Annotated in this window: 24 protein-coding genes; 20 read left to right on the plus strand and 4 right to left on the minus strand. The window is 44.6% G+C overall.

What is annotated here, in order from left to right; all coding sequences use genetic code 11:
- The first annotated feature begins 27 nt into the window (after window positions 1-27).
- From dctP to NX903_RS02000, 6 genes are all read left to right on the plus strand, one after another.
- The gene (gene dctP, locus NX903_RS01975) at window positions 28-1,293 is read left to right on the plus strand and encodes a C4-dicarboxylate transporter DctP (protein WP_014475862.1); all 1,266 of its coding nucleotides are present in this window, start codon (window positions 28-30) and stop codon (window positions 1,291-1,293) included.
- Between the two features lie 148 nt (window positions 1,294-1,441).
- The gene (locus NX903_RS01980; protein ID WP_003246523.1) at window positions 1,442-2,494 is read left to right on the plus strand and encodes an AI-2E family transporter; all 1,053 of its coding nucleotides are present in this window, start codon (window positions 1,442-1,444) and stop codon (window positions 2,492-2,494) included.
- A 276-nt stretch (window positions 2,495-2,770) separates the two neighbouring features.
- The gene (locus tag NX903_RS01985) at window positions 2,771-3,697 is read left to right on the plus strand and encodes an ABC transporter ATP-binding protein (RefSeq protein WP_024572052.1); all 927 of its coding nucleotides are present in this window, start codon (window positions 2,771-2,773) and stop codon (window positions 3,695-3,697) included.
- Window positions 3,690-4,457: an ABC transporter permease gene (locus NX903_RS01990; RefSeq protein WP_015715273.1), complete on the plus strand. Its 768-nt coding sequence runs from the start codon at window positions 3,690-3,692 to the stop codon at window positions 4,455-4,457. The genes NX903_RS01985 and NX903_RS01990 overlap by 8 nt, the downstream gene beginning before the upstream one ends.
- Window positions 4,458-4,551: 94 nt before the next feature.
- Window positions 4,552-4,887 carry a hypothetical protein gene (locus tag NX903_RS01995; protein ID WP_003225151.1) on the plus strand — a complete coding sequence of 112 codons (336 nt, stop codon included), beginning with the start codon at window positions 4,552-4,554 and terminating at the stop codon, window positions 4,885-4,887.
- A 129-nt stretch (window positions 4,888-5,016) separates the two neighbouring features.
- Window positions 5,017-6,159 carry an acyl-CoA dehydrogenase family protein gene (locus tag NX903_RS02000; protein ID WP_086343476.1) on the plus strand — a complete coding sequence of 381 codons (1,143 nt, stop codon included), beginning with the start codon at window positions 5,017-5,019 and terminating at the stop codon, window positions 6,157-6,159.
- Window positions 6,160-6,186: 27 nt separating this feature from the next.
- On the opposite strand, the gene fbpB is transcribed toward NX903_RS02000, so the two are convergent.
- Window positions 6,187-6,366 carry a Fur-regulated basic protein FbpB gene (gene fbpB / locus NX903_RS02005; protein WP_072592579.1) on the minus strand — a complete coding sequence of 60 codons (180 nt, stop codon included), beginning with the start codon at window positions 6,364-6,366 and terminating at the stop codon, window positions 6,187-6,189.
- Window positions 6,320-6,484 carry a Fur-regulated basic protein FbpA gene (locus NX903_RS02010; RefSeq protein ID WP_014478893.1) on the minus strand — a complete coding sequence of 55 codons (165 nt, stop codon included), beginning with the start codon at window positions 6,482-6,484 and terminating at the stop codon, window positions 6,320-6,322. The genes fbpB and NX903_RS02010 overlap by 47 nt, the downstream gene beginning before the upstream one ends.
- A 246-nt stretch (window positions 6,485-6,730) precedes the next feature.
- Here NX903_RS02010 and NX903_RS02015 point away from each other — a divergent pair, with 246 nt between their 5' ends.
- Window positions 6,731-7,603 (plus strand): cation diffusion facilitator family transporter, encoded by an 873-nt coding sequence (locus NX903_RS02015; RefSeq protein WP_086343477.1) that lies wholly within the window; start codon window positions 6,731-6,733, stop codon window positions 7,601-7,603.
- 14 nt (window positions 7,604-7,617) lie between these two features.
- Here NX903_RS02015 and NX903_RS02020 read toward each other — a convergent pair whose 3' ends face one another.
- Window positions 7,618-7,938 (minus strand): thioredoxin family protein, encoded by a 321-nt coding sequence (locus NX903_RS02020; RefSeq protein WP_003234326.1) that lies wholly within the window; start codon window positions 7,936-7,938, stop codon window positions 7,618-7,620.
- 153 nt (window positions 7,939-8,091) lie between these two features.
- On the opposite strand from NX903_RS02020, the gene NX903_RS02025 reads away from it, so the two are divergent.
- From NX903_RS02025 to NX903_RS02045, 5 genes are all read left to right on the plus strand, one after another.
- Window positions 8,092-9,177 carry a D-alanine--D-alanine ligase gene (locus NX903_RS02025; protein ID WP_086343478.1) on the plus strand — a complete coding sequence of 362 codons (1,086 nt, stop codon included), beginning with the start codon at window positions 8,092-8,094 and terminating at the stop codon, window positions 9,175-9,177.
- 71 nt (window positions 9,178-9,248) lie between these two features.
- Window positions 9,249-10,622, plus strand: a complete 1,374-nt coding sequence (locus NX903_RS02030; protein ID WP_086344568.1) for a UDP-N-acetylmuramoyl-tripeptide--D-alanyl-D-alanine ligase — start codon at window positions 9,249-9,251, stop codon at window positions 10,620-10,622.
- Between the two features lie 401 nt (window positions 10,623-11,023).
- Entirely contained in the window at window positions 11,024-12,508 is a 1,485-nt protein-coding gene (cshA, locus tag NX903_RS02035) for a degradosome RNA helicase CshA (RefSeq protein ID WP_003246685.1), read from the plus strand.
- Between the two features lie 172 nt (window positions 12,509-12,680).
- Complete coding sequence (locus NX903_RS02040) at window positions 12,681-13,160, plus strand: PH domain-containing protein (RefSeq protein WP_003234318.1); 480 nt, start codon at window positions 12,681-12,683, stop codon at window positions 13,158-13,160.
- Complete coding sequence (locus tag NX903_RS02045; RefSeq protein ID WP_017697005.1) at window positions 13,150-14,631, plus strand: PH domain-containing protein; 1,482 nt, start codon at window positions 13,150-13,152, stop codon at window positions 14,629-14,631. Before NX903_RS02040 ends, NX903_RS02045 begins: the two co-directional genes overlap by 11 nt.
- 196 nt (window positions 14,632-14,827) lie before the next feature.
- Here the strand turns inward: NX903_RS02045 and NX903_RS02050 are convergent, their stop codons facing one another.
- The gene (locus NX903_RS02050; RefSeq protein ID WP_042977090.1) at window positions 14,828-15,427 is read right to left on the minus strand and encodes a rhomboid family intramembrane serine protease; all 600 of its coding nucleotides are present in this window, start codon (window positions 15,425-15,427) and stop codon (window positions 14,828-14,830) included.
- A 94-nt stretch (window positions 15,428-15,521) separates the two neighbouring features.
- On the opposite strand from NX903_RS02050, the gene acpS reads away from it, so the two are divergent.
- The 8 genes from acpS (at window position 15,522) to rsbT (ending at window position 20,819) form a co-directional block, all read left to right on the plus strand.
- Window positions 15,522-15,887, plus strand: a complete 366-nt coding sequence (gene acpS / locus NX903_RS02055; RefSeq protein WP_014475874.1) for a holo-ACP synthase — start codon at window positions 15,522-15,524, stop codon at window positions 15,885-15,887.
- Between the two features lie 165 nt (window positions 15,888-16,052).
- Window positions 16,053-17,069 carry a LolA family protein gene (locus tag NX903_RS02060; RefSeq protein ID WP_003234282.1) on the plus strand — a complete coding sequence of 339 codons (1,017 nt, stop codon included), beginning with the start codon at window positions 16,053-16,055 and terminating at the stop codon, window positions 17,067-17,069.
- A 114-nt stretch (window positions 17,070-17,183) separates the two neighbouring features.
- The gene (gene alr, locus NX903_RS02065) at window positions 17,184-18,353 is read left to right on the plus strand and encodes an alanine racemase (RefSeq protein WP_017697002.1); all 1,170 of its coding nucleotides are present in this window, start codon (window positions 17,184-17,186) and stop codon (window positions 18,351-18,353) included.
- 115 nt (window positions 18,354-18,468) lie between these two features.
- Complete coding sequence (gene endB, locus NX903_RS02070) at window positions 18,469-18,750, plus strand: type II toxin-antitoxin system antitoxin EndoAI (RefSeq protein ID WP_003225183.1); 282 nt, start codon at window positions 18,469-18,471, stop codon at window positions 18,748-18,750.
- Window positions 18,751-18,754: 4 nt separating this feature from the next.
- Complete coding sequence (gene ndoA / locus NX903_RS02075; protein ID WP_003156187.1) at window positions 18,755-19,105, plus strand: type II toxin-antitoxin system endoribonuclease NdoA; 351 nt, start codon at window positions 18,755-18,757, stop codon at window positions 19,103-19,105.
- Window positions 19,106-19,219: 114 nt separating this feature from the next.
- Window positions 19,220-20,044: an RsbT co-antagonist protein RsbRA gene (gene rsbRA / locus NX903_RS02080; RefSeq protein WP_009966610.1), complete on the plus strand. Its 825-nt coding sequence runs from the start codon at window positions 19,220-19,222 to the stop codon at window positions 20,042-20,044.
- 4 nt (window positions 20,045-20,048) lie between these two features.
- Window positions 20,049-20,414: an RsbT antagonist protein RsbS gene (gene rsbS, locus NX903_RS02085; RefSeq protein ID WP_003225190.1), complete on the plus strand. Its 366-nt coding sequence runs from the start codon at window positions 20,049-20,051 to the stop codon at window positions 20,412-20,414.
- 3 nt (window positions 20,415-20,417) lie between these two features.
- Window positions 20,418-20,819 (plus strand): serine/threonine-protein kinase RsbT, encoded by a 402-nt coding sequence (gene rsbT / locus NX903_RS02090; protein WP_003246640.1) that lies wholly within the window; start codon window positions 20,418-20,420, stop codon window positions 20,817-20,819.
- The last annotated feature ends 10 nt before the right edge of the window (window positions 20,820-20,829 follow it).

Below are 20,829 nucleotides of genomic sequence, written 5' to 3' on the forward strand. Positions count from 1 at the left end.
GGCGAATAGGACAGGGGGATGAAGGATATGAAACTGTTTAAAAATTTAACAGTTCAGGTCATAACCGCGGTCATCATCGGGGTCATTGTCGGGCTGGTCTGGCCGGATGTCGGCAAAGAAATGAAACCGCTTGGCGATACATTTATCAACGCTGTTAAAATGGTGATCGCACCAATCATTTTCTTCACAATCGTTCTCGGGATTGCAAAAATGGGCGATATGAAGAAGGTTGGAAAAGTAGGGGGAAAAGCGTTTATCTATTTCGAGGTTGTCACTACCCTCGCACTCATTATCGGTTTATTTGTCGTCAATATTATGAAGCCGGGTGCGGGTCTTGATTACAGCAAGCTTGAAAAGGGAGATGTATCACAATACACGCAAAATGGCGGTCAGGGAATCGACTGGATTGAATTTGTTACACACATTGTTCCATCCAACATGGTTGATGCCTTCGCAAAAGGGGACATTTTGCAGGTCTTATTCTTTTCTATTCTTTTCGGAGTGGGTCTTGCGGCATTAGGTGAAAAAGGAAAAAGCGTCATTGATTTCTTCGACAAGGTTTCTCACGTTTTTTTCAAAATTATCGGCTACATTATGCGCGCCGCGCCAATCGGGGCATTCGGGGCGATGGCGTATACAATCGGACACTTCGGGCTCGATTCCATCAAACCGCTGGCAAGCTTAATGATGTCTGTTTATATTACGATGTTCCTGTTCGTATTTGTTGCTTTAAATATCATCTGCAAGCTTTACGGATTCAGCCTGTGGAATTACCTTCGCTTCATTAAGGATGAGCTTCTGATCGTGCTTGGCACAAGCTCTTCCGAATCGGTGCTTCCGCGTATGATGGATAAAATGGAGCGCTACGGCTGTTCCAAATCAGTTGTCGGGCTAGTTATTCCGACGGGCTATTCGTTTAACCTCGACGGCACATCCATTTATTTATCAATGGCGACTGTCTTTTTGGCACAGGTGTTTGGAGTAGACCTCAGCATCGGCCAGCAAATTACGATTATCCTCGTTCTGATGCTGACATCGAAGGGAGCGGCAGGTGTGACGGGAAGCGGATTTATCGTCCTTGCCTCAACGCTGTCAGCGCTGCAGGTCATTCCGCTGGAGGGGCTTGCACTCCTGCTCGGGGTCGACCGTTTCATGAGTGAAGGAAGAGCCATTGTGAACCTGATTGGAAACGGAATCGCCACGATCATTGTTGCCAAAAGCGAAAATGAATTTGATGAAGCAAAAAGCGTAGAGGCTGTTGAAGGCATGAAAAAAATGAAAACAGCAGTCTGAAAAAAGAACGGCCCATCCATGGGGCCGTTTTTTTAATTGTTTAAGAATTATTAAGGTAAGGACAGAGACCTCAGCATTTTTTTGTTATATAATTTACAAATGGATACTATATTGAATGAAGGACGTTTGTCCTAACAGGAGTGTATAAATGGCCGCTTTAGTTAAATTTTTTCAGCACCCGGGAGTAAGGCGTTTCTCCATCTTTGTCGTGTTAACTGGTGTGTTATATCTATTTAAGAGCATGATTAACTTAATATTGCTTACCTTCATTTTCACATTTCTAATGGATCGTTTGGAGCTTGTCGTGCGGCAGTTTGTAAGCCAGTTCTTCCGCGTGAGCCAGCGGGTTGTCATTACGTTTCTTTACATGTTGCTGGCTGTGCTGCTTACAGTCGGGGGCTTTGTGTTTTATCCGGTCGTCGCCGCACAGATCCAGCAGCTGGTTAAGCAGATTAAACATATTGCGTATCACCCTGACAGCATCCCTTTCTTTGATGAGATCACCAGTGTCTTCGGAGATATTAACATCAGTTCATATGTCAAAGAGGGCTTCAATGTAGTGTATACGTATCTGGCCGATATCAGCACATTCGGCTTGCAGGTCGTGATGGCGCTCATTCTCAGCATGTTTTTCTTATTTGAGAAAAAACGGCTTTCTGAATTCATGGCGAAATTTAAAACGAGCAAACTGAGGGTCTTTTATGAGGAAATTGCTTTTTTCGGAAGCAAATTTGCAAGAACGTTCGGCAAGGTGCTCGAGGCTCAATTTATCATTGCGCTCGTCAACTGTATTCTGACGTTTATCGCGCTTTGGATTATGCATTTTCCGCAGCTGTTTGGGCTTTCGATTATGGTGTTCTTCCTTGGGTTGATCCCTGTAGCAGGCGTCGTCATTTCCCTGATTCCGCTCAGCATTATCGCCTACAGCACTGGCGGCGGAATGTATGTGCTCTACATTGTCCTTGTCATATTCGCCATTCATGCGATCGAAACATATTTCTTAAATCCGAAGCTGATGTCGGCGAAAACAGAGCTGCCAATCTTTTTCACCTTCACTGTACTCATTTTTTCTGAACACTTTTTCGGCATTTGGGGTTTAATTATCGGGATTCCGATCTTTGTGTTTCTCCTTGATATTCTGGATGTCACCAACAAGGAAGATAGGTCTAAAGGACCCCGAGAGAATAGCGATAAAAAGTAGTTTAAAATCGAATAATGAGTGTGCCTCGATCTGCCGGCCTGCCTGTTCAGGGCATGAGATTAAGATTCGGAATCGGCGCTTGATATTGCTTCGCACAGTGGTGAACACAACAGGTGACAATGCCTGTCATCAGTACAGAAACTGAAAAGAACAAACAGTCGGAGCAAACGCTCATCATCGGTTTAACCAAACATTTGGAAGCAACAAATGCTATAATACAAACAGTGCCTAATGTTGGGCACTGTTTATTTTTTGTCGAAAAAGGAGGAAGGCTTTATGGCTGAGCCGATTTTACATATTGAAGGCCTCGATAAAAAGATTGGGTCTAAACAGATTTTAAAACAGATCAGCATGGACGTCATGGAAGGTGAAATCATCGGCCTTCTCGGTCCGAATGGTTCCGGAAAAACAACACTCATCCGTATCATCGTCGGGCTGTTGAAACAAAACAGCGGAAGCGTGACAATCAGCGGATTCCAGCATGATACAGAGTTTGAAAAAGCGATGGAAGCGGTTGGAGCGATCGTTGAGAACCCTGAGTTCTATCCGTACCTGACAGGCTGGGAAAACCTCAAGCACTTTGCGAATATGCACAAAAAAATAGCGGATGAACGGCTTGATGAAGTGGTGGAGCGTGTCGGGCTGACGTCAGCGATTCATGATAAGGTGAAAACCTATTCCCTTGGGATGCGCCAGCGTCTGGGAATCGCCCAGGCAATTCTTCACCGGCCGAAGCTTCTCATTCTAGATGAACCGACAAACGGCCTGGATCCTGCGGGGATGAAGGATTTTCGCGATCATATTAAAGAGCTCGCAGAAATGGAAGGAACAGCTGTCCTGTTCGCCACTCATTTATTGCGGGAGGTTGAAGACTTGTGCGACCGTGTCATCATCATTCAAAAAGGTGAGATCAAAGCGGAAGTCAGCTTACAAGGAACTGATCAAACCACAGAAAAAGCGATTATAGAAGTGCAGCCGCAAGAAAAAGCGCTCAATTGGCTGACAGGCAATCAATATCAAGCTGAGAGCCAAGACGGGACGATTGTAGTTGAGGTGGCAAAAGAAAACATACCGGAGCTGAACCGATCACTTGTCGGACAAGGTCTGAATGTATTTTCCATTACCCCTTACACACAGTCACTGGAAGACGAATTTATAAAAGCGACAACAGCTCATCAAGAGGAGGGAGAAGAGCTTGTCTAAATTGATTTGGAATGAACATATGAAACTTTTTAATCGGAAGGTCACTTTGGTTTCCCTTATCCTGATGGCTGTCTTTCAATTCTTCATGGCATTGATCATTAAACGGATTGTCATCAGTGCCGGAACAGATGAAAACTTCATCGGCTATTTATCGTATACACCGAGCCTGAACATTTTGCTGCAGGCTTTAACGATCGTAATTGCAGCAACAATTGTTTCGATGGAATTTGATAAAAAGACGATCAAATTTTTGCTCATTCGTCCGGTTAAACGCCAAAAGGTCTTTTGGTCAAAATTAATCACAGTCGTGATGGTCAGCTTCTATTTGTATCTGGCATACTACATTCTCGCATTATTATTCGGTCTCGTGTTTTTTGGCACATCGGTGACTGCGGAATCAAAGACATTGCTGGTCAACACCTTGGCGCTGATCGGGTCAAACTGGCTTGAAGCTGTAATGATGGGATTATTCGGGCTGCTTTGTTCTTCGCTGTTCCGCAACAGCGCGGTAGCAGTTGTTGTTTCTTTTGTCGTTTTATACGGAGCGAGTACACTTGTTCAGCTCATGAAGTTGTTTGAAAACAAGTGGGGCAGCTTTTTGCTTTTTGCGAACACTGACTTTACGCAATACAGAAGCGGAGAGACAGCGTTGTTTTCAGGCATGACGCCATTGTTTTCAATTGGAATTCTCATCATACATGCCATATTCTTCATCGTTGTTGGCTGGTGGTGCTTCTGTAAACGGGATGTTCGGGTCTAAAGGCAAGGAATGACATTTTTGTGAAAAAGCTCACGTAAATCAATATCATTTGATATTTTGGTTTATACTAAAGGTACTGACGGAGGTGTCTCGATTGAGGAACTTTATTACCGCTTTACCGATCGTATTGCTGCTTGGATTCTCATTTGTGTCATTCATGTTTCAGTTTGAACATCTTGTTTATTTCAGGCTCGCGCTTGGGTTGTTTTCTCTCGTGGGACTGTACATGATATATAAAATGAAGACGGGCATCCGCTATTTTATCATCTATCTGTATGCCAGCTGGATTGTGTTGGCCGCAGTGACCGCTTTTGAAGAGCCGATTTTCTCAAGCTTTTTCTTTGGCGGCCTGGTGATGACGATGGGTTACCTGACATATATGCTGATTTATCTCGGCATGAAACAAGACCGGGATGCAAATCCTGTGTAATCGCGCTGTTCCCTTGGGGAACGGCGTGTTTTTCTATACTGGACAAAAAGATTAACAGTTGCGGAAAAATGGCAGGAAATCTATAATACATATTAAATTTATCGGAATTAAAACTTGGGGGGCTGCCGGATGTCATTATTTATACAAAACGATCAACAGCGGCAATGGATGGAGAAAATCGGACGGATTGCGGATGAATTTCAGCAAACAGCTGCTGAAGATGACGAACAGGGACGTTTTCCTGCAGAGAAAATACAAAAACTGCGTGATGCTGGGTATACAGCATTAACATTGCCGGCATCTCATGGCGGAGGGGGCATTTCTGTTTACGATATGCTCCTGTTTCAAGAACGGCTTGCACGGGGAGATGCTCCGACGGCTCTTAGCATCGGCTGGCATTTGAGCGTGATCGGGGAGCTTGGAGAAGGCAACAGCTGGGATGAAGACGTATTTGCATTTGTTGCCAAGGAAGTCCAGAACGGAGCTGTCATTAACAGGGCGGCGACTGAAGCGAAAACCGGAAGCCCGACAAGAGGAGGGCGTCCCGGTACACACGCCGTCAAAAAGGATGGCAAATGGGCAGTGAACGGGAGAAAAACCTTTACGACGATGTCTCAAGCACTGGATTATTTTTTAGTAACCGCATGGATTGAAGACAAACAAACAACAGGCGTGTTTCTCATTCATAAAGATGATCACGGCTTGTCGATTGAAGAAACGTGGGATATGATGGCGATGCGGGCGACTGGGAGCCATGACCTTGTACTGAACGAAGTCATGCTTGATGAGAATAAGCTGGTGGAACTGCTTCAAGGGCCTCGCGGAGCTAAGCCGAATGGCTGGCTGCTTCACATTCCAGCGATCTATCTTGGTGTTGCTCAAGCTGCTCGTGACTATGCAGTGCAATTTGCATCTGAGTATTCTCCAAACAGCTTGAATGGACCGATCAAGAATGTCCCGGCCGTACAGCAAAGAACAGGCGAAATGGAGCTTGAACTGCTCAATGCCAGACACTTTCTTTTCCATATCGCTCAATTGTATGACGATCCGGAGCGGCGTCCACACTTGACAAGCGAGCTCGGTGCGGCTAAGCATATCGTCACAAACGCTGCGCTGTCTGTTGTTGATAAAGCGATGAGAATTGTCGGGGCCAAAAGCCTGGAACGAACCAACCCGCTTCAGCGCTATTACCGTGATGTGCGCGCCGGTCTTCACAACCCGCCGATGGATGACGCCGTGATACACAAGCTGGCGGCTGAAGCGTTTGAGTGATAAAAAAAAGAGCCTTACCGGCTCTTTTTATGTATTGTTTTGCTCCTGCAGATTTTTTTGATGCTTGCGGTCGATCCTGTCATAAATAACGTTCATCAGCTTTGGATTGCCCATAATCGCCTCTTTGTTTTCCTGGATCAGCTGTTGGTAAGTTTTCACTTTACGCTTCGGCATGCTCCGGCGCCCTCCTGACATGGTTGTATTCACTTTCTAACTCCGTCAGCGACAATTCATACAGATGACGCTTTGACTTTTTGTATATACCATTCTGTATTAACAGATGAATGAGCTGTTTTTTTCTGATTTCTGCAGACTGAGGTGTCATTGTGTCACCAACCTCCAATCAAACGATATTGATAATCATTATCAATTAACTTCAGTATACATTGTCCGCAATCGCCTGTAAAGATGAAAACAGTCCTATTCTTGGCCAATTTACAAACATTCAACAAATCGACAAAAAGTTTCCCGGGCAATAATTTGCTGTCGAAATATTCCGCTTCATTGAACGCGTCCTGCTATTTTTCATGTTTTGAACCATACTATGTAATAGAATGGAGGCTGGTATTCAATGGAGCGGACAGAAAATCTGAAAAAGGGAGAAAAAGGGGCGCTCCTCAATATTTTTGCATATGTCATCCTTGCTGTTGTAAAGCTAGTCATCGGGATTCTATATCATTCTGAAGCGCTGAGAGCAGACGGGTTAAATAATGGAACAGATATTGTTGCGTCAGTAGCAGTGCTGATAGGATTGCGGATTTCTCAAAGACCGGCTGACAGCGATCATCCATACGGCCATTATCGGGCTGAAACAATTTCGTCTCTTGTTGCGTCTTTTATTATGATGGCAGTCGGCATTGAAGTGTTAATCGGCGGAGGAAAAGCGATTGCGGGCGGCACAACGGAAACGCCAAATCTTATCGCGGCATGGACGGCGTTAGGCAGTGCTGTGTTTATGTATGGCATCTATTTATATAACAAAAGGCTGGCGGCGTCCATTAAAAGCTCTGCCCTGATGGCAGCGGCAAAGGACAGCAGGTCAGACGCTTTTGTAAGTGCCGGCGCGTTTATCGGTGTTTTTTCGTCCCAGCTGAAGCTGCCGTGGATTGATCCGGTAACGGCTTTTATCATCGGCATCATCATTTGCAAAACTGCGTGGGATATCTTTAAAGACGCTTCACATTCCTTAACAGACGGTTTCTATTTAAAAGATCTTGAGCCTTACAAACAGACCGTCGGCAGGATCGAAAATGTGCATCGTCTAAAGGATGTGAAAGCGAGGTATTTAGGCAGTACAGTTCATATCGAGATGGTGATTACGGTTGATCCGAAGCTTACAGTAGAAGAAGGCCATGGAGTGGCGGATGAAGTAGAAGACAAAATAAAACATGAACACGATGTCACTCATGTTCATGTTCATGTAGAGCCTGACGACATAAAATAAGGCTGTTTAACGAATTAGCTTATATGTTCAGATAAAAATTCAGTCACTTCTTCAGGCGTTTTGGCATTGGCGCTGTGAAGGTGAGCTGTTTTTTCACCGTTCTTAAAAATAAGCAGGCTGGGAATGCCCATTACTTGGTATTTTTCAGCCAGGTCAGGAAGCTCGTCCTTATTCAGCTCATACCAATCGTTTTGATTGTATTCTTCCAAAATATCGCCGATGAACATATTCATGCGTGTGCAGTCTGGGCACCAATCAGCATAAAACTTTACAATGATTTCTTTATCGGATTGAATCAGTTCATTAAATTGTTCGTTTGTTGTGATTTTTTTCATATGTCACATCTCCTTTTCAATGCCATTTTAATATAAAATAAAAAGGAATTACATACAAATGCATTCAACATCAGCATGCCCAAAAATAATTAGATCATTTTCCGGTGAAAATGATAAGATAGTAAAGATGAATTGTAGTGGGGGGAGTATCCATTGAAAACAAGTCTAGGATTAGTGTACGGAGGAAAGTCGGCAGAACATAATGTTTCCCTGCAGACGGCTCTGGCTGTAATCAAAGCGCTAAATACTGAGAAGTTTGATATACATCCGATTTATATAACAGAAAAAGGCGAATGGGTAAGAGGCGCCCGTTTAACTGAGCCTGTTTCAAATGTGAAAATGCTTCAATTTGAGCAAGGAGGCAGTGCTTTTTCTCCAGCTGCCTTGAACCAGGAGATGTTTCCGCAGGAAGCGTCACAGCAAAATGAAGCCATCGACGTCGTATTCCCGCTCCTCCACGGACCGAATGGAGAAGACGGTACGATCCAGGGAATGCTCGAGCTGTTGAACATTCCTTATGTCGGCAACGGAGTGCTTGCTTCCTCAGCTGGCATGGATAAAGTTGTCATGAAACATTTATTTGCGCAGGCTGGCCTTGCTCAGGCTAAATACGCAGCTTTCCTTAAGAAAGACTGGACTCGTTCTTCGAAAGAATGCTGCGAGCAGGTTGAACAGGAATTAGGCTACCCTTGCTTCGTAAAACCGGCTAACCTCGGCTCAAGTGTCGGAATCAGCAAATGCCGAAACCGTGAAGAACTGCAAAAAGCGTTTGAGCTTGCTTTCCAATATGACCGCAAAGTCGTCGTCGAAGAAGGCATTAACGGCCGCGAGATCGAAATCGGCGTTCTTGGAAATGACGATCCTAAATGCTCTGTTGTGGGAGAAATCGCACCGAAGACAGATTTCTACGATTACAAAGCGAAATATGAGGATGGAGATACTGATCTGATGATTCCGGCGATTGTGTCTGATGAGGAGTACGCAACAATCAGTGATATGGCGATCAAAGCGTTTAAAGCGATCGACGGTTCAGGACTCGTCAGAGCGGACTTTTTCCTGACAGCTGACGGCGAAGTTCTGATCAATGAAGTCAACACAATGCCTGGCTTTACACCTTTCAGCATGTTCCCGCTGCTCTGGAAAGAAGCCGGAGTGGAATATGCTGACCTGATTGAACAGCTTGTGGAGCTTGCAAAAGAACGCCACGCTGAAAAACAATTGATTAAGCATACATTCTAATGAAGAAGGACACTGCCGGTAAAAGGGCAGTGTTTTTTCCCGTATATACAAAAGAAAGAGAGGGACCTTACTTGATTAAGCGAACAGTAAAAAACATTGCCGAAATGGTTAAAGGCACACTAACAAATCCGCAATATGAACAAACAGTCATTCATGGAGTGGCAACCGATACAAGAAAACTGGAACAACATCAGCTCTTCATTCCGCTGAAAGGGGAACGTTTTGACGGCCACACTTTTGTGGAACAGGCTTTTGAAGCTGGTGTAGCGGCTGTTCTTTGGGATCGGTCAGAACCAAATCCGCCCGAGAATCACGCCGTCATTTTAGTGGACGATACCCTTACCGCACTTCAGCAGCTTGCAAAAGCCTATTTGCAGGAGCTTGGCACGCGTGTCATCGGAGTAACTGGAAGCAATGGCAAAACGACAACAAAAGATATGATTCACGCCGTACTGGGGACCAAGTACCGTGTCCACAAAACTGGAGGAAACTTCAATAATCATATCGGTTTGCCGCTGACAGTTTTAGCGATGCCTGAAAATACGGAGATCGCCGTATTGGAGATGGGAATGAGCGCCAAAGGAGAAATTGACCTCTTGAGCCGCCTGGCAAACCCGGATGCGGCAGTGATTACGAATATCGGCGAATCGCATATGCAAGACCTCGGCTCTAGAGAGGGCATCGCGGAGGCGAAGCTTGAAATCATTAACGGGCTTAAAGAAGACGGAGTGCTGATTTATATCGGGGACGAACCGCTTCTTCAAAATGCATACAGCTGCCAGACGAAAACGTACGGGACGGGAGCGCATAATGATTATCAGCTTCAGGATGTCAGCCAGAGTGAGGAAGGAACCCATTTTACAATCAAAGGGATAGAAAACACGTTTTTTATTCCGATACTCGGCAAGCACAATGTGATGAACGCCATGGCAGCGATTGCTGCAGGGGCTTATTTTGGCATCGCGCCTGAGGATGCGGCAAAAGGACTGAGCGGCCTAAAGGTAACCGGGATGAGACTTGAACTCATCAAAACAGAAAGCGGCCTTTCGATAATCAATGACGCTTATAATGCGAGCCCGACTTCCATGAAAGCTGCAATTCAATTGACAGAAAGCCTCGAAGGCTACGGCAAAAAAATGCTCGTGCTCGGTGATATGCTTGAGCTCGGCGATCTTGAAGAAACGTTCCATAAAGAGTGCGGCGCTGTGATCAGCCCTGAGAGAATTGACCGCGTCTTTACGTACGGAAAACTGGGAGCTTTTATCGCGGAAGGCGCCCTGAAACACTTTGAGAAAGACCGCGTCAGCCATTACACTGAGAAAAAAGATCTCCTCCAAGCTGTGAAGGAAAACGCATCAAAAGGCGATTTGATTTTATTCAAAGCGTCCAGAGGTATGAAGCTTGAAGAAATCGTTAAAGATTTAATAGAGAGCCCGCTTTCATAAGAAAATATTTTGCGAAAAAACGCATATTGCATCATAAAATAACATGATATGCAAACACTAATGTATGCCGGCCGAAAATTATGTATATCTGGCCGGCTGCGGCTATGATACAATATATATATAGGTTATTTCGCGATACGAACATATTCGTCCGGACTTTTCATCGTGACCCGAAGTTCTCCGCTGGATTCTTGGGAGCGGATGGAGCAGCAGCCGGCATATTCGAGATGCCGATCTGCTTCTCATCTTATTGAAAAACAAATAGTGTAATGGTAAGATAAAACTTAAAGTAATTCGGGCTTTGTATACGGATGGATCCTGTCCTTCTTGTCTAAAGGGCAGTTTTATAAGTGGTAAATCACGACATTACTGAAACAGCAATTAGAAGGAGTTTGAATAATTTGACTATAACGTTTCAAGATTTTAATTTAAGTTCTGATCTCATGAAAGCAATTAATCGTATGGGATTTGAAGAAGCAACACCGATTCAGGCACAAACGATACCGCTCGGACTTTCAAATAAAGACGTCATTGGACAAGCGCAAACAGGTACAGGTAAAACAGCTGCGTTTGGTATACCCCTTGTTGAAAAAATTAACCCCGAGTCTCCTAATATTCAAGCAATCGTAATCGCGCCAACCCGTGAATTAGCCATTCAAGTATCTGAAGAATTGTATAAAATCGGACAAGATAAACGTGCGAAGGTTCTTCCTATTTACGGCGGACAGGATATTGGACGGCAAATCCGGGCGTTAAAGAAGAATCCGAATATTATTGTCGGAACACCTGGCCGTCTTCTTGACCACATCAACCGCCGCACAATTCGTTTAAACAACGTAAATACCGTTGTAATGGATGAAGCGGATGAAATGCTGAACATGGGATTCATTGACGATATTGAATCTATCCTTTCAAACGTGCCAAGCGAGCATCAGACACTTCTGTTCTCTGCCACAATGCCTGCGCCGATCAAACGCATTGCAGAGCGCTTCATGACTGAGCCGGAACACGTAAAAGTAAAAGCGAAAGAAATGACGGTTTCTAACATTCAGCAGTTCTATTTGGAAGTGCAAGAACGCAAAAAATTCGATACACTGACTCGTCTTCTTGACATTCAGTCTCCTGAGCTTGCGATCGTATTCGGACGTACAAAACGCCGTGTCGATGAACTGGCTGAAGCCCTGAACCTTCGCGGATATGCAGCTGAAGGTATTCACGGTGACTTAACGCAGGCGAAACGTATGGTTGCGCTTCGTAAATTTAAAGAAGGCGCAATCGAAGTTCTAGTCGCAACTGATGTTGCAGCTCGCGGACTTGATATCTCAGGTGTTACACACGTATACAACTTCGACGTGCCTCAAGATCCTGAAAGCTACGTTCACCGTATCGGAAGAACGGGCCGTGCAGGAAAAACAGGTATGGCGATGACGTTCATTACACCGCGTGAGAAAAGCATGCTTCGCGCAATTGAACAAACAACAAAACGCAAAATGGACCGCATGAAGGAGCCTACACTTGATGAAGCGTTAGAAGGCCAGCAGCAGGTTACTGTTGAACGTCTTCGCACAACAATCAGTGAAAACAACCTGAACTTCTACATGACAGCGGCAGCTGAGCTGCTTGAAGATCATGATGCAGTAACAGTGGTTGCGGCGGCTATCAAAATGGCTACAAAAGAGCCAGACGACACACCGGTTCGCTTAACAGACGAAGCGCCGATGGTCAGCAAACGCTACAAGAACCAGCGCTCTTCTAAACGCAGAGACGGTCAAGGCGGCGGCTACCGCGGCGGAAAAGGGAAAAGCAACAACCGTTCTTCCTATGACAAAAAGCGTTCAAACGATCGCCGTTCTTCAGGTGACAGACGCCAGAAAAAATCTTACTAATTTGATCGATTCAGAGCCCAAAACATGATGTTTTGGGTTTTTTTATGTTCGCGATTTGTTATTCAGCAAACTTTCAGCTGACGGAAGCCATTTTTCTCTGTATGCTTAAGAATGAAACCTTTCTGTAAAAGAGACGTATAAGTAACGACGAAAAAAAGGGAGGTAGGTATTTTTGAGAGAGCAGCCAAAAAACCAAATCAGTCCAGACGGATTAAAGGTTTGGCGACTTCAAGAGATCATCATATCCGCTGTTTGCTTGCTTATTGTCATTGCAGTTGCAGTGTTAAGCTATTATTTTCATTGGCCGTACTGGATCAGCGGCGTGCTCGGCGCAGTTTGGCTGCTGGGATCGATTGTGACGGTCTTTATCATTCCGAAGGTCCGTCATAAGGTGTGGCGATATGAAGTCCATGAACATGAAATAGATATTCAGTCAGGTATTTTTGTGGTGACACGTGTGATTGTTCCGATGGTCAGAGTTCAGCACGTCGATACGTCACAAGGGCCATTATTAAAAAAATACAACCTGGCAACGGTGAAAATTTCCACGGCCGCGACCGTTCATTCGATCCCCGCTTTAGAGATGGAGGAAGCGGATCGGCTGAGAGACTCCATTTCCCGTCTGGCGAGGGTGACTGACGATGATGTCTGAACCGAAACGCCTGCACCCGGCAGCAGTCATTTTGAATTTATGCCATACCATTATTCAAACGATAAAAAATATCATTCTGCCATTCTTTTTTGTGTATATTGTCAATTCAAACCATACTGTCCGTTTTTACGGAGCCATTGCGCTCGGTGTGCTGTTCATCTGGCTTGTAGCGGCAAGCATTATCAAATGGAGAAGGTTTACCTATCGAATTGAAGATGATGAATTTAGAATCGAAGAAGGCTTATTTGTTACGAAAAAGCGATACATATCGATTGATCGGATTCAAACAATGAATACGAGTGCGGGCCTTGTCCAGCAAATCTTTAAGCTTGTGAAGCTGCAAATTGAAACAGCAGGCGGAGGCAAGGAGGCAGAAGCCGTTCTTTCTGCTATTTCTGTTGAAGAAGCGGAACGCATCAAAGAAGCTGTCTTTAAGAAAAAAGCGCAAAGACGAGAAAATGAACTTGATGAAGAACGGCTTGAAGCTGAAGAGGAGTTGGTTCCGGCCGTTGAGGTGCAAGAGCACTATCGCATGAACGCGAAAGAATTGCTCATGGCCGCTTCTACCTCCGGCGGAATCGGAGTCATTATCTCCGCTGTATTTGCACTTATTTCCCAGCTTGATGAAGTGCTGCCAATGGATTGGTTATTTGATAAATTTTCCTTCCTTCAGCACGCCAGCATCGGTATTTACGCGGTACTGATTTTTATCGGTTTATTTATCGCCTGGATTTTCAGCATCGCGGGCATGATGTTTAGATACGCGAACTTTCAAATCATAAAAAAAGAGCAGGAACTTGTGATTTCAAGGGGAATTATTGAAAAACATCAAGTCACGATTCCATTGCGAAAAATACAAGCCATTAAAATCAAAGAAAATATCATTCGCCAGCTTTTCGGCTTTGTAACGGTGTCCATCGTCAGCGCAGGAGGCGGCGACCGGGAAAAAGAAGAAGGCGCTTTGACCATTCTCTTTCCAATGATTCATAAAAAAAAGCTTCCGCACATGCTCCGAACATTTACGCCGGAATATACGCTGGAAGAAAACTGCCGCCGCCTGCCGCGGCGCGCGTTGAAACGCTATTTGTTCCGTTCTGTCATTTTTTCACTCTTTTTGATCATTCCGTTATGTATCTTCTTTCAGCCATGGGGCTATCTGTCAGCCATCCTGCTGCCGATAGAGTTGCTCTTCGGCTATCTCGCGTATAAAGAGGCTGCATGGACGATCAACGGGGACCGTCTTCAGCTGACGTCTAGATTTATAGGCAGAACAACCGCCATTGTACTGAAAAAACGAATGCAGGTCTGCAAGTTCAGCCAATCCTATTTCCAAAAGAAAGGCCGCTTGTATACCATTTCTACTTCGGTGAAATCATCGAGCCATATGGAAGAATTAACGGTGAGGGATGTAGGTGAAGAGGATGCAGCCTTCATTTTAAACTGGTACTCATATGAAAAAGCGGACGGTTAATACCGCCGCTCCAGCGTGTCGGCAAACCCTCGCATTCGTTGTCAGGACTGCGCTTCGGTGCTCACGAATGAGAACATTCGCTCCGCTCCTATGCTCGTCCTTCCTAGACTTCAAGGGTTTTCAATCACGCTGAAAAGATGACAAAATCCTAAAATGAAAACCATTTTAGGATTTTGTCAACAATCTGAAGCGACGGTTAATACCGCCGCTCTTTTTTTTGCACGCATAAAAACGAAAGAAGAAGCCCGCCGCATAGTCCAAACAGATGGGCCATCATGTTAATATTGGAGTTGATAAACGACATGAGAACGGCAAATGCGAGCAGTGTGATGATCATTTTGGAATGCTCCTGCCCTATTAGCTCATTGCGAAAAAGAACCATAAACAGGTACACGCCGAATAGCCCGAAAATTGCGCCTGAAGCACCGACATGCACGTAATCAAGCGGCTCTGTAATATAAGTGCCGATATTGCCGATGATGCCGGAGCCGGCGTATACAAGAAGGAAACGCGCTTTTCCCAGCATGCGTTCCAAAGCCGGGGCAAATAAAAAGATGGACATGGAATTAAACAGCAGATGTGTGAAACCGGCGTGCAGCAAAATTGGTGTGATCAGCCGCCACCATTCACCGTTTGCGACACCTAGATTATAGCCTGTGACGGTATCCCTCCATAACACGACTGAATGGGCAGGAAGTGAAAAAAACAGCCAGAGAACAGCTTGCAAAGCCAATATAAAGGTGACAACGGGGTAAAGCCTGATAAACGTTTGAAAATTTTCAGTCCGTATAAACATTCCGAGCCCCTTTTCTTCATTTTGGTATATCTATAGTAACACGTTTATGAGACAAACCATTTAAATAGTACGTACGCAAAGGAGGTTATCATACATGATTTACGGCATTGGGCTGGACATTACCGAGCTTAAACGGATCGCCTCTATGGCTGGACGCCAGAAAAGGTTTGCCGAGCGGATTTTGACGCGAAGCGAGCTTGACCAATACCATGAGCTTTCTGAGAAAAGAAAAATCGAATTTCTCGCGGGCAGATTCGCGGCAAAAGAAGCTTTCTCGAAAGCATTTGGCACCGGCATTGGGAGGCAGCTCAGCTTTCAGGACATTGAAATTAGGAAAGACCAAAATGGCAAGCCCTATATCATTTGCACGAAACTGAGCCAGGCTGCCGTTCACGTATCGATCACTCATACAAAAGAATACGCTGCCGCGCAGGTTGTGATTGAAAGGTTGTCAAGCTAGTCTGCATATTAGGGAAACCCCACTCATATATTTGATAGTGCATTAAGGGAGACAAGTTGTTTGAGGCTTTTATGGTACGCATCTGTTCTGCCTAAACGTGTACCGAGCGTACCGTTAAAGTCAAACAAGCGATTTCTTCCTTTTACATCAATTGAGAAAAAGGGGTTGAAAAAGGTGAGAAAAAGCTTTGTTTTGCTTTTAACGGGACTGCTTGCTGTTCTTATTCTTTCTGCCTGCGGGCAAAAAACACAGCAAGATATTGTGGCCGGGTTAGATGAAAAGGCGAAAGAATACACCTCGTACAAAGCAAAAGCGAAAATGACCATCGAGACAGGGAGTGAGCCTCAAGTATACAATGTGGAAATCTGGCACAAAAAGCCGTCTCTGTACAGGGTTTATTTAGAAAATCCGAAAAAGGACCAAAATCAAGTCATTTTACGAAATGAAAACGGAGTATTCGTTCTCACGCCGTCTTTAAATAAGAGCTTCAGATTTCAAAGCGATTGGCCAAACAACAGCAGCCAGGTTTATCTGTTTGAATCGCTCGTAAAGGATGTTCAAAACGATTCGGATGCAGTTTTCACAGCGAAAGAAAAGAAATACGTATTCGAAACAAAAACAAACTATCAGCATAACAAAATGCTGCCGACGCAAGAAATCACATTTAACAAAAAAGATATGAGCCCGTCATCTGTCAAAGTGATGGATACCGACCGGAAAGTGATGGTCAAAGTAGAATTCAGCAGCTTTGAATTTAATAAACAATTTGATAAAGAATCATTTGATGAAAAGAAAAATATGACCCTTTCTCAAATGGATGTCGCCACAAGCGCGAAGCCTTCCGATACATTTGCGGTCAAAACGCCGCTGGAACTGCCGCTTGGCGTCAAGCTGCTTGAAGAAAAAGATATATCTACTGAAGACGGGAAGCGCATCATCATGACGTACGGAGGAGAAAAATCATTTACGTTAATTCAGGAAAAAGCCCAGATTGCCAAGGCTTCCTCCTCCGTTACGCTGAACGGCGAACCGGTAAATCTCGGCTACACCATCGGCGCCCTGTCGGATGCATCATTATCATGGACATATGACGGCGTAGATTACCTTCTCTCTTCTAAAGATCTTTCTAAAGAGGAAATGGTGACAGTAGCGAAAAGCATGCAGGGACAATCATCGAAATAACCGCCAAAGGCCAAACATGATTTGGCCTTTTTTTCGTTAGACATCGTTTCCCTTTAGCCTTTAATTTTAGTATGATATGTAAATGATATTGAATAAAAGCTAGGAAGTGTCGTAATGAGCACAAAACCTTTTTACAGAGATACGTGGGCGGAAATTGACTTGTCCGCGATAAAGGAAAATGTCAGCAATATGAAAAAACATATCGGTGAACATGTCCACCTGATGGCAGTTGTGAAAGCAAACGCCTACGGGCATGGTGATGCAGAAACAGCAAAGGCTGCTCTTGACGCAGGTGCTTCATGCTTGGCGGTGGCCATTTTGGATGAAGCGATTTCACTGCGCAAAAAGGGCTTGAAGGCACCTATATTGGTGCTTGGCGCGGTTCCCCCGGAGTATGTGGCAATCGCTGCCGAGTATGACGTGACCTTAACGGGTTATTCTGTTGAATGGCTTCAGGAGGCAGCCCGCCACACGAAAAAAGGTTCTCTTCATTTTCATCTGAAGGTCGATACGGGGATGAACAGGCTTGGTGTAAAAACAGAGGAAGAAGTTCAGAACGTGATGGCCATTCTTGACCGCAACCCTCGTTTAAAGTGCAAAGGGGTATTTACCCATTTTGCGACAGCGGATGAAAAAGAAAGAGGCTATTTCTTAATGCAGTTTGAGCGTTTTAAAGAGCTGATTGCTCCGCTGCCGTTAAAGAATCTGATGGTCCACTGCGCGAACAGCGCCGCCGGACTCCGGCTGAAAAAAGGCTTTTTTAATGCAGTCAGATTCGGCATCGGCATGTATGGCCTTCGCCCGTCTGCTGACATTTCGGACGAGATACCGTTTCAGCTGCGTCCGGCATTTACCCTGCATTCGACGCTGTCACATGTCAAACTGATCAGAAAAGGCGAGAGCGTCAGCTACGGAGCCGAGTACACAGCAGAAAAAGACACATGGATCGGGACGGTGCCTGTAGGCTATGCGGACGGCTGGCTCCGACAATTGAAAGGGACTGACATCCTTGTGAAGGGAAAACGCTTGAAAATTGCCGGCAGAATTTGCATGGACCAATTTATGGTGGAGCTGGATCAGGAATATCCGCCGGGCACAAAAGTCACATTAATAGGCCGGCAGGGGGATGAATATATTTCCATGGATGAGATTGCAGGAAGGCTCGAAACCATTAACTATGAGGTGGCCTGTACAATAAGTTCCCGTGTTCCCCGTATGTTTTTGGAAAATGGGAGTATAATGGAAGTAAGAAATCCTTTATTGCAGGTAAATACAAGCAATTAACTTACCTAAATGGAGAATTCATAAAACAGCTTTGCTTGAAGAGTGAATAATGGTATCATTATCACTGGATGGATAAAAGAGTCGTATCCGTAAGTTTGGTGGAGGTGTATGTTTTTTGTCTGAATCCAGCGCAAGAACCGAAATGAAAATCAGCTTGCCCGAAAACCTAGTAGCTGAATTGGATGGTGTAGCGATGCGGGAGAAACGAAGCAGAAACGAACTGATATCACAAGCAGTGAGAGCGTATGTCAGCGAACGAACAACTCGTCACAACCGTGATTTGATGAGACGCGGCTATATGGAAATGGCGAAAATCAACCTGAATATTTCTTCTGAGGCTCACTTTGCGGAGTGCGAGGCTGAAACGACAGTTGAGCGCTTAGTCAGCGGAGGATAATCATTTGATTGTGAAACGCGGCGATGTTTATTTTGCTGATTTATCTCCTGTTGTTGGCTCAGAGCAAGGCGGGGTGCGCCCGGTTTTAGTGATCCAAAATGACATCGGAAATCGCTTCAGCCCAACTGCTATTGTTGCAGCCATAACAGCACAAATACAGAAAGCGAAATTACCAACCCACGTCGAAATCGATGCAAAACGCTACGGTTTTGAAAGAGATTCCGTTATTTTGCTGGAGCAAATTCGGACGATTGACAAGCAAAGGTTAACGGATAAGATTACTCATCTGGATGATGAAATGATGGATAAGGTTGATGAAGCCTTACAAATCAGTTTGGCACTCATTGATTTTTAGACATATTTGCAGGTTGCTCAAATAGAGCAACTTTTTTTGTTTTCAAAAAACATAAACGATATAATAGTGAAATAACGAAAAAATATGTTGTTTTTTATTGGGAGGTAAGCGAATTTGATGTCGAATCAGACTGTATACCAGTTCATTGCCGAAAATCAAAATGAACTGCTCCAACTGTGGACTGACACACTAAAAGAATTAAGCGAGCAAGAATCCTATCAGCTGACTGACCAAGTGTATGAAAATATATCTAAAGAATATATCGACATTCTGCTGCTGTCTGTTAAGGACGAAAACGCTGCTGAAAGCCAAATCAGCGAACTGGCGCTTCGAGCGGTCCAAATCGGACTGTCTATGAAGTTTTTGGCTACTGCACTTGCTGAATTCTGGAAGCGTCTCTACACGAAAATGAATGATAAGAGATTGCCAGATCAAGAGAGCACGGAATTAATCTGGCAGATTGATCGCTTTTTCAGCCCGATTAACACAGAAATTTTTAATCAATACTCAATCTCATGGGAAAAAACAGTATCCCTGCAAAAAATCGCGCTGCAAGAGCTGTCTGCGCCGCTTATCCCGGTGTTTGAAAATATCACTGTGATGCCTCTTGTCGGAACAATTGATACTGAACGCGCGAAACGAATTATGGAAAATCTTCTTAATGGCGTTGTCAAACACCGTTCCCAAGTCGTGCTGATTGACATTACAGGTGTCCCTGTCGTCGATACGATGGTTGCCCATCATATTATTCAGGCATCAGAAGCAGTAAGGCTTGTCGGAGCAAAATGCCTGCTGGCCGGAATCCGCCCGGAAATTGCTCAAACCATCGTCAATTTGGGGATTGATTTATCCCAAGTTATAACTAAGAATACCCTGCAAAAAGGAATTCAAACAGCATTGGAAATGACGGATCGAAAAATCGTTTCATTGGGGGAATAACATTTTGAGACATCCGAAAATCCCGATCTTGAAACTGTATAATTGCTTATTAGTGTCCATTCAGTGGGAACTTGATGACCAAACAGCATTAACCTTTCAAGAAGACTTATTAAATAAAATATACGAAACAGGTGCTAACGGAGTCGTCATTGACCTGACATCTGTGGATATGATTGATTCATTTATCGCGAAAGTGCTGGGCGACGTCATTACAATGTCTAAGTTAATGGGGGCTAAAGTCGTCTTGACCGGCATTCAGCCTGCTGTGGCAGTGACGCTGATTGAACTTGGAATCGCACTTGAGGAAATCGAAACTGCGCTCGACTTAGAGCAGGGGCTTGAGACATTGAAGCGGGAATTGGGGGAATAGCGAATGAACGACCAATCCTGTGTAAGAATCATGACAGAATGGGATATTGTGGCCGCCAGACAGTTGGGACGAAACGTTGCGAAAGAACTGGGTTTCGGCACGGTAGACCAGGCTAGAATTACAACGGCTATTTCAGAATTAGCCAGGAATATTTATTTATATGCCGGCAAAGGGCAGATTGGAATTGAACAGGTCGCAGACAGAGGAAAAAAAGGCCTGAAAATTATAGCGGAAGACCAAGGGCCGGGAATTCCTGATATCCGAAAAGTCATGGAAGACGGGTTTTCAACGTCTGGAGGACTTGGTGCGGGACTTCCCGGGGTCAAAAGGCTGATGGATGAATTCAGCTTAAATTCCGTAGCGGGGGAAGGAACAGAGATACAAGCCATCAAATGGCTTCGGTAGGAGGTAAGAA

The sequence above is a fragment of the Bacillus sp. FSL R5-0576 genome (genome assembly GCF_038004765.1).
GTDB classification, from domain to species: domain Bacteria; phylum Bacillota; class Bacilli; order Bacillales; family Bacillaceae; genus Bacillus; species Bacillus subtilis.

Excerpts from the sequence above, each read along its gene's own strand:
- NX903_RS02010 (WP_014478893.1), bottom strand. The coding sequence starts at position 6,484 with ATGACACCTCAGTCTGCAGAAATCAGAAAAAAACAGCTCATTCATCTG.
- acpS (WP_014475874.1), top strand. The coding sequence starts at position 15,522 with ATGATTTACGGCATTGGGCTGGACATTACCGAGCTTAAACGGATCGCC.
- NX903_RS02015 (WP_086343477.1), top strand. The coding sequence starts at position 6,731 with ATGGAGCGGACAGAAAATCTGAAAAAGGGAGAAAAAGGGGCGCTCCTC.
- NX903_RS01980 (WP_003246523.1), top strand. The coding sequence starts at position 1,442 with ATGGCCGCTTTAGTTAAATTTTTTCAGCACCCGGGAGTAAGGCGTTTC.
- rsbT (WP_003246640.1), top strand. The coding sequence starts at position 20,418 with ATGAACGACCAATCCTGTGTAAGAATCATGACAGAATGGGATATTGTG.
- NX903_RS02045 (WP_017697005.1), top strand. The coding sequence starts at position 13,150 with ATGATGTCTGAACCGAAACGCCTGCACCCGGCAGCAGTCATTTTGAAT.
- NX903_RS02020 (WP_003234326.1), bottom strand. The coding sequence starts at position 7,938 with ATGAAAAAAATCACAACAAACGAACAATTTAATGAACTGATTCAATCC.
- NX903_RS02000 (WP_086343476.1), top strand. The coding sequence starts at position 5,017 with ATGTCATTATTTATACAAAACGATCAACAGCGGCAATGGATGGAGAAA.
- NX903_RS02050 (WP_042977090.1), bottom strand. The coding sequence starts at position 15,427 with ATGTTTATACGGACTGAAAATTTTCAAACGTTTATCAGGCTTTACCCC.
- alr (WP_017697002.1), top strand. The coding sequence starts at position 17,184 with ATGAGCACAAAACCTTTTTACAGAGATACGTGGGCGGAAATTGACTTG.
- dctP (WP_014475862.1), top strand. The coding sequence starts at position 28 with ATGAAACTGTTTAAAAATTTAACAGTTCAGGTCATAACCGCGGTCATC.
- NX903_RS01985 (WP_024572052.1), top strand. The coding sequence starts at position 2,771 with ATGGCTGAGCCGATTTTACATATTGAAGGCCTCGATAAAAAGATTGGG.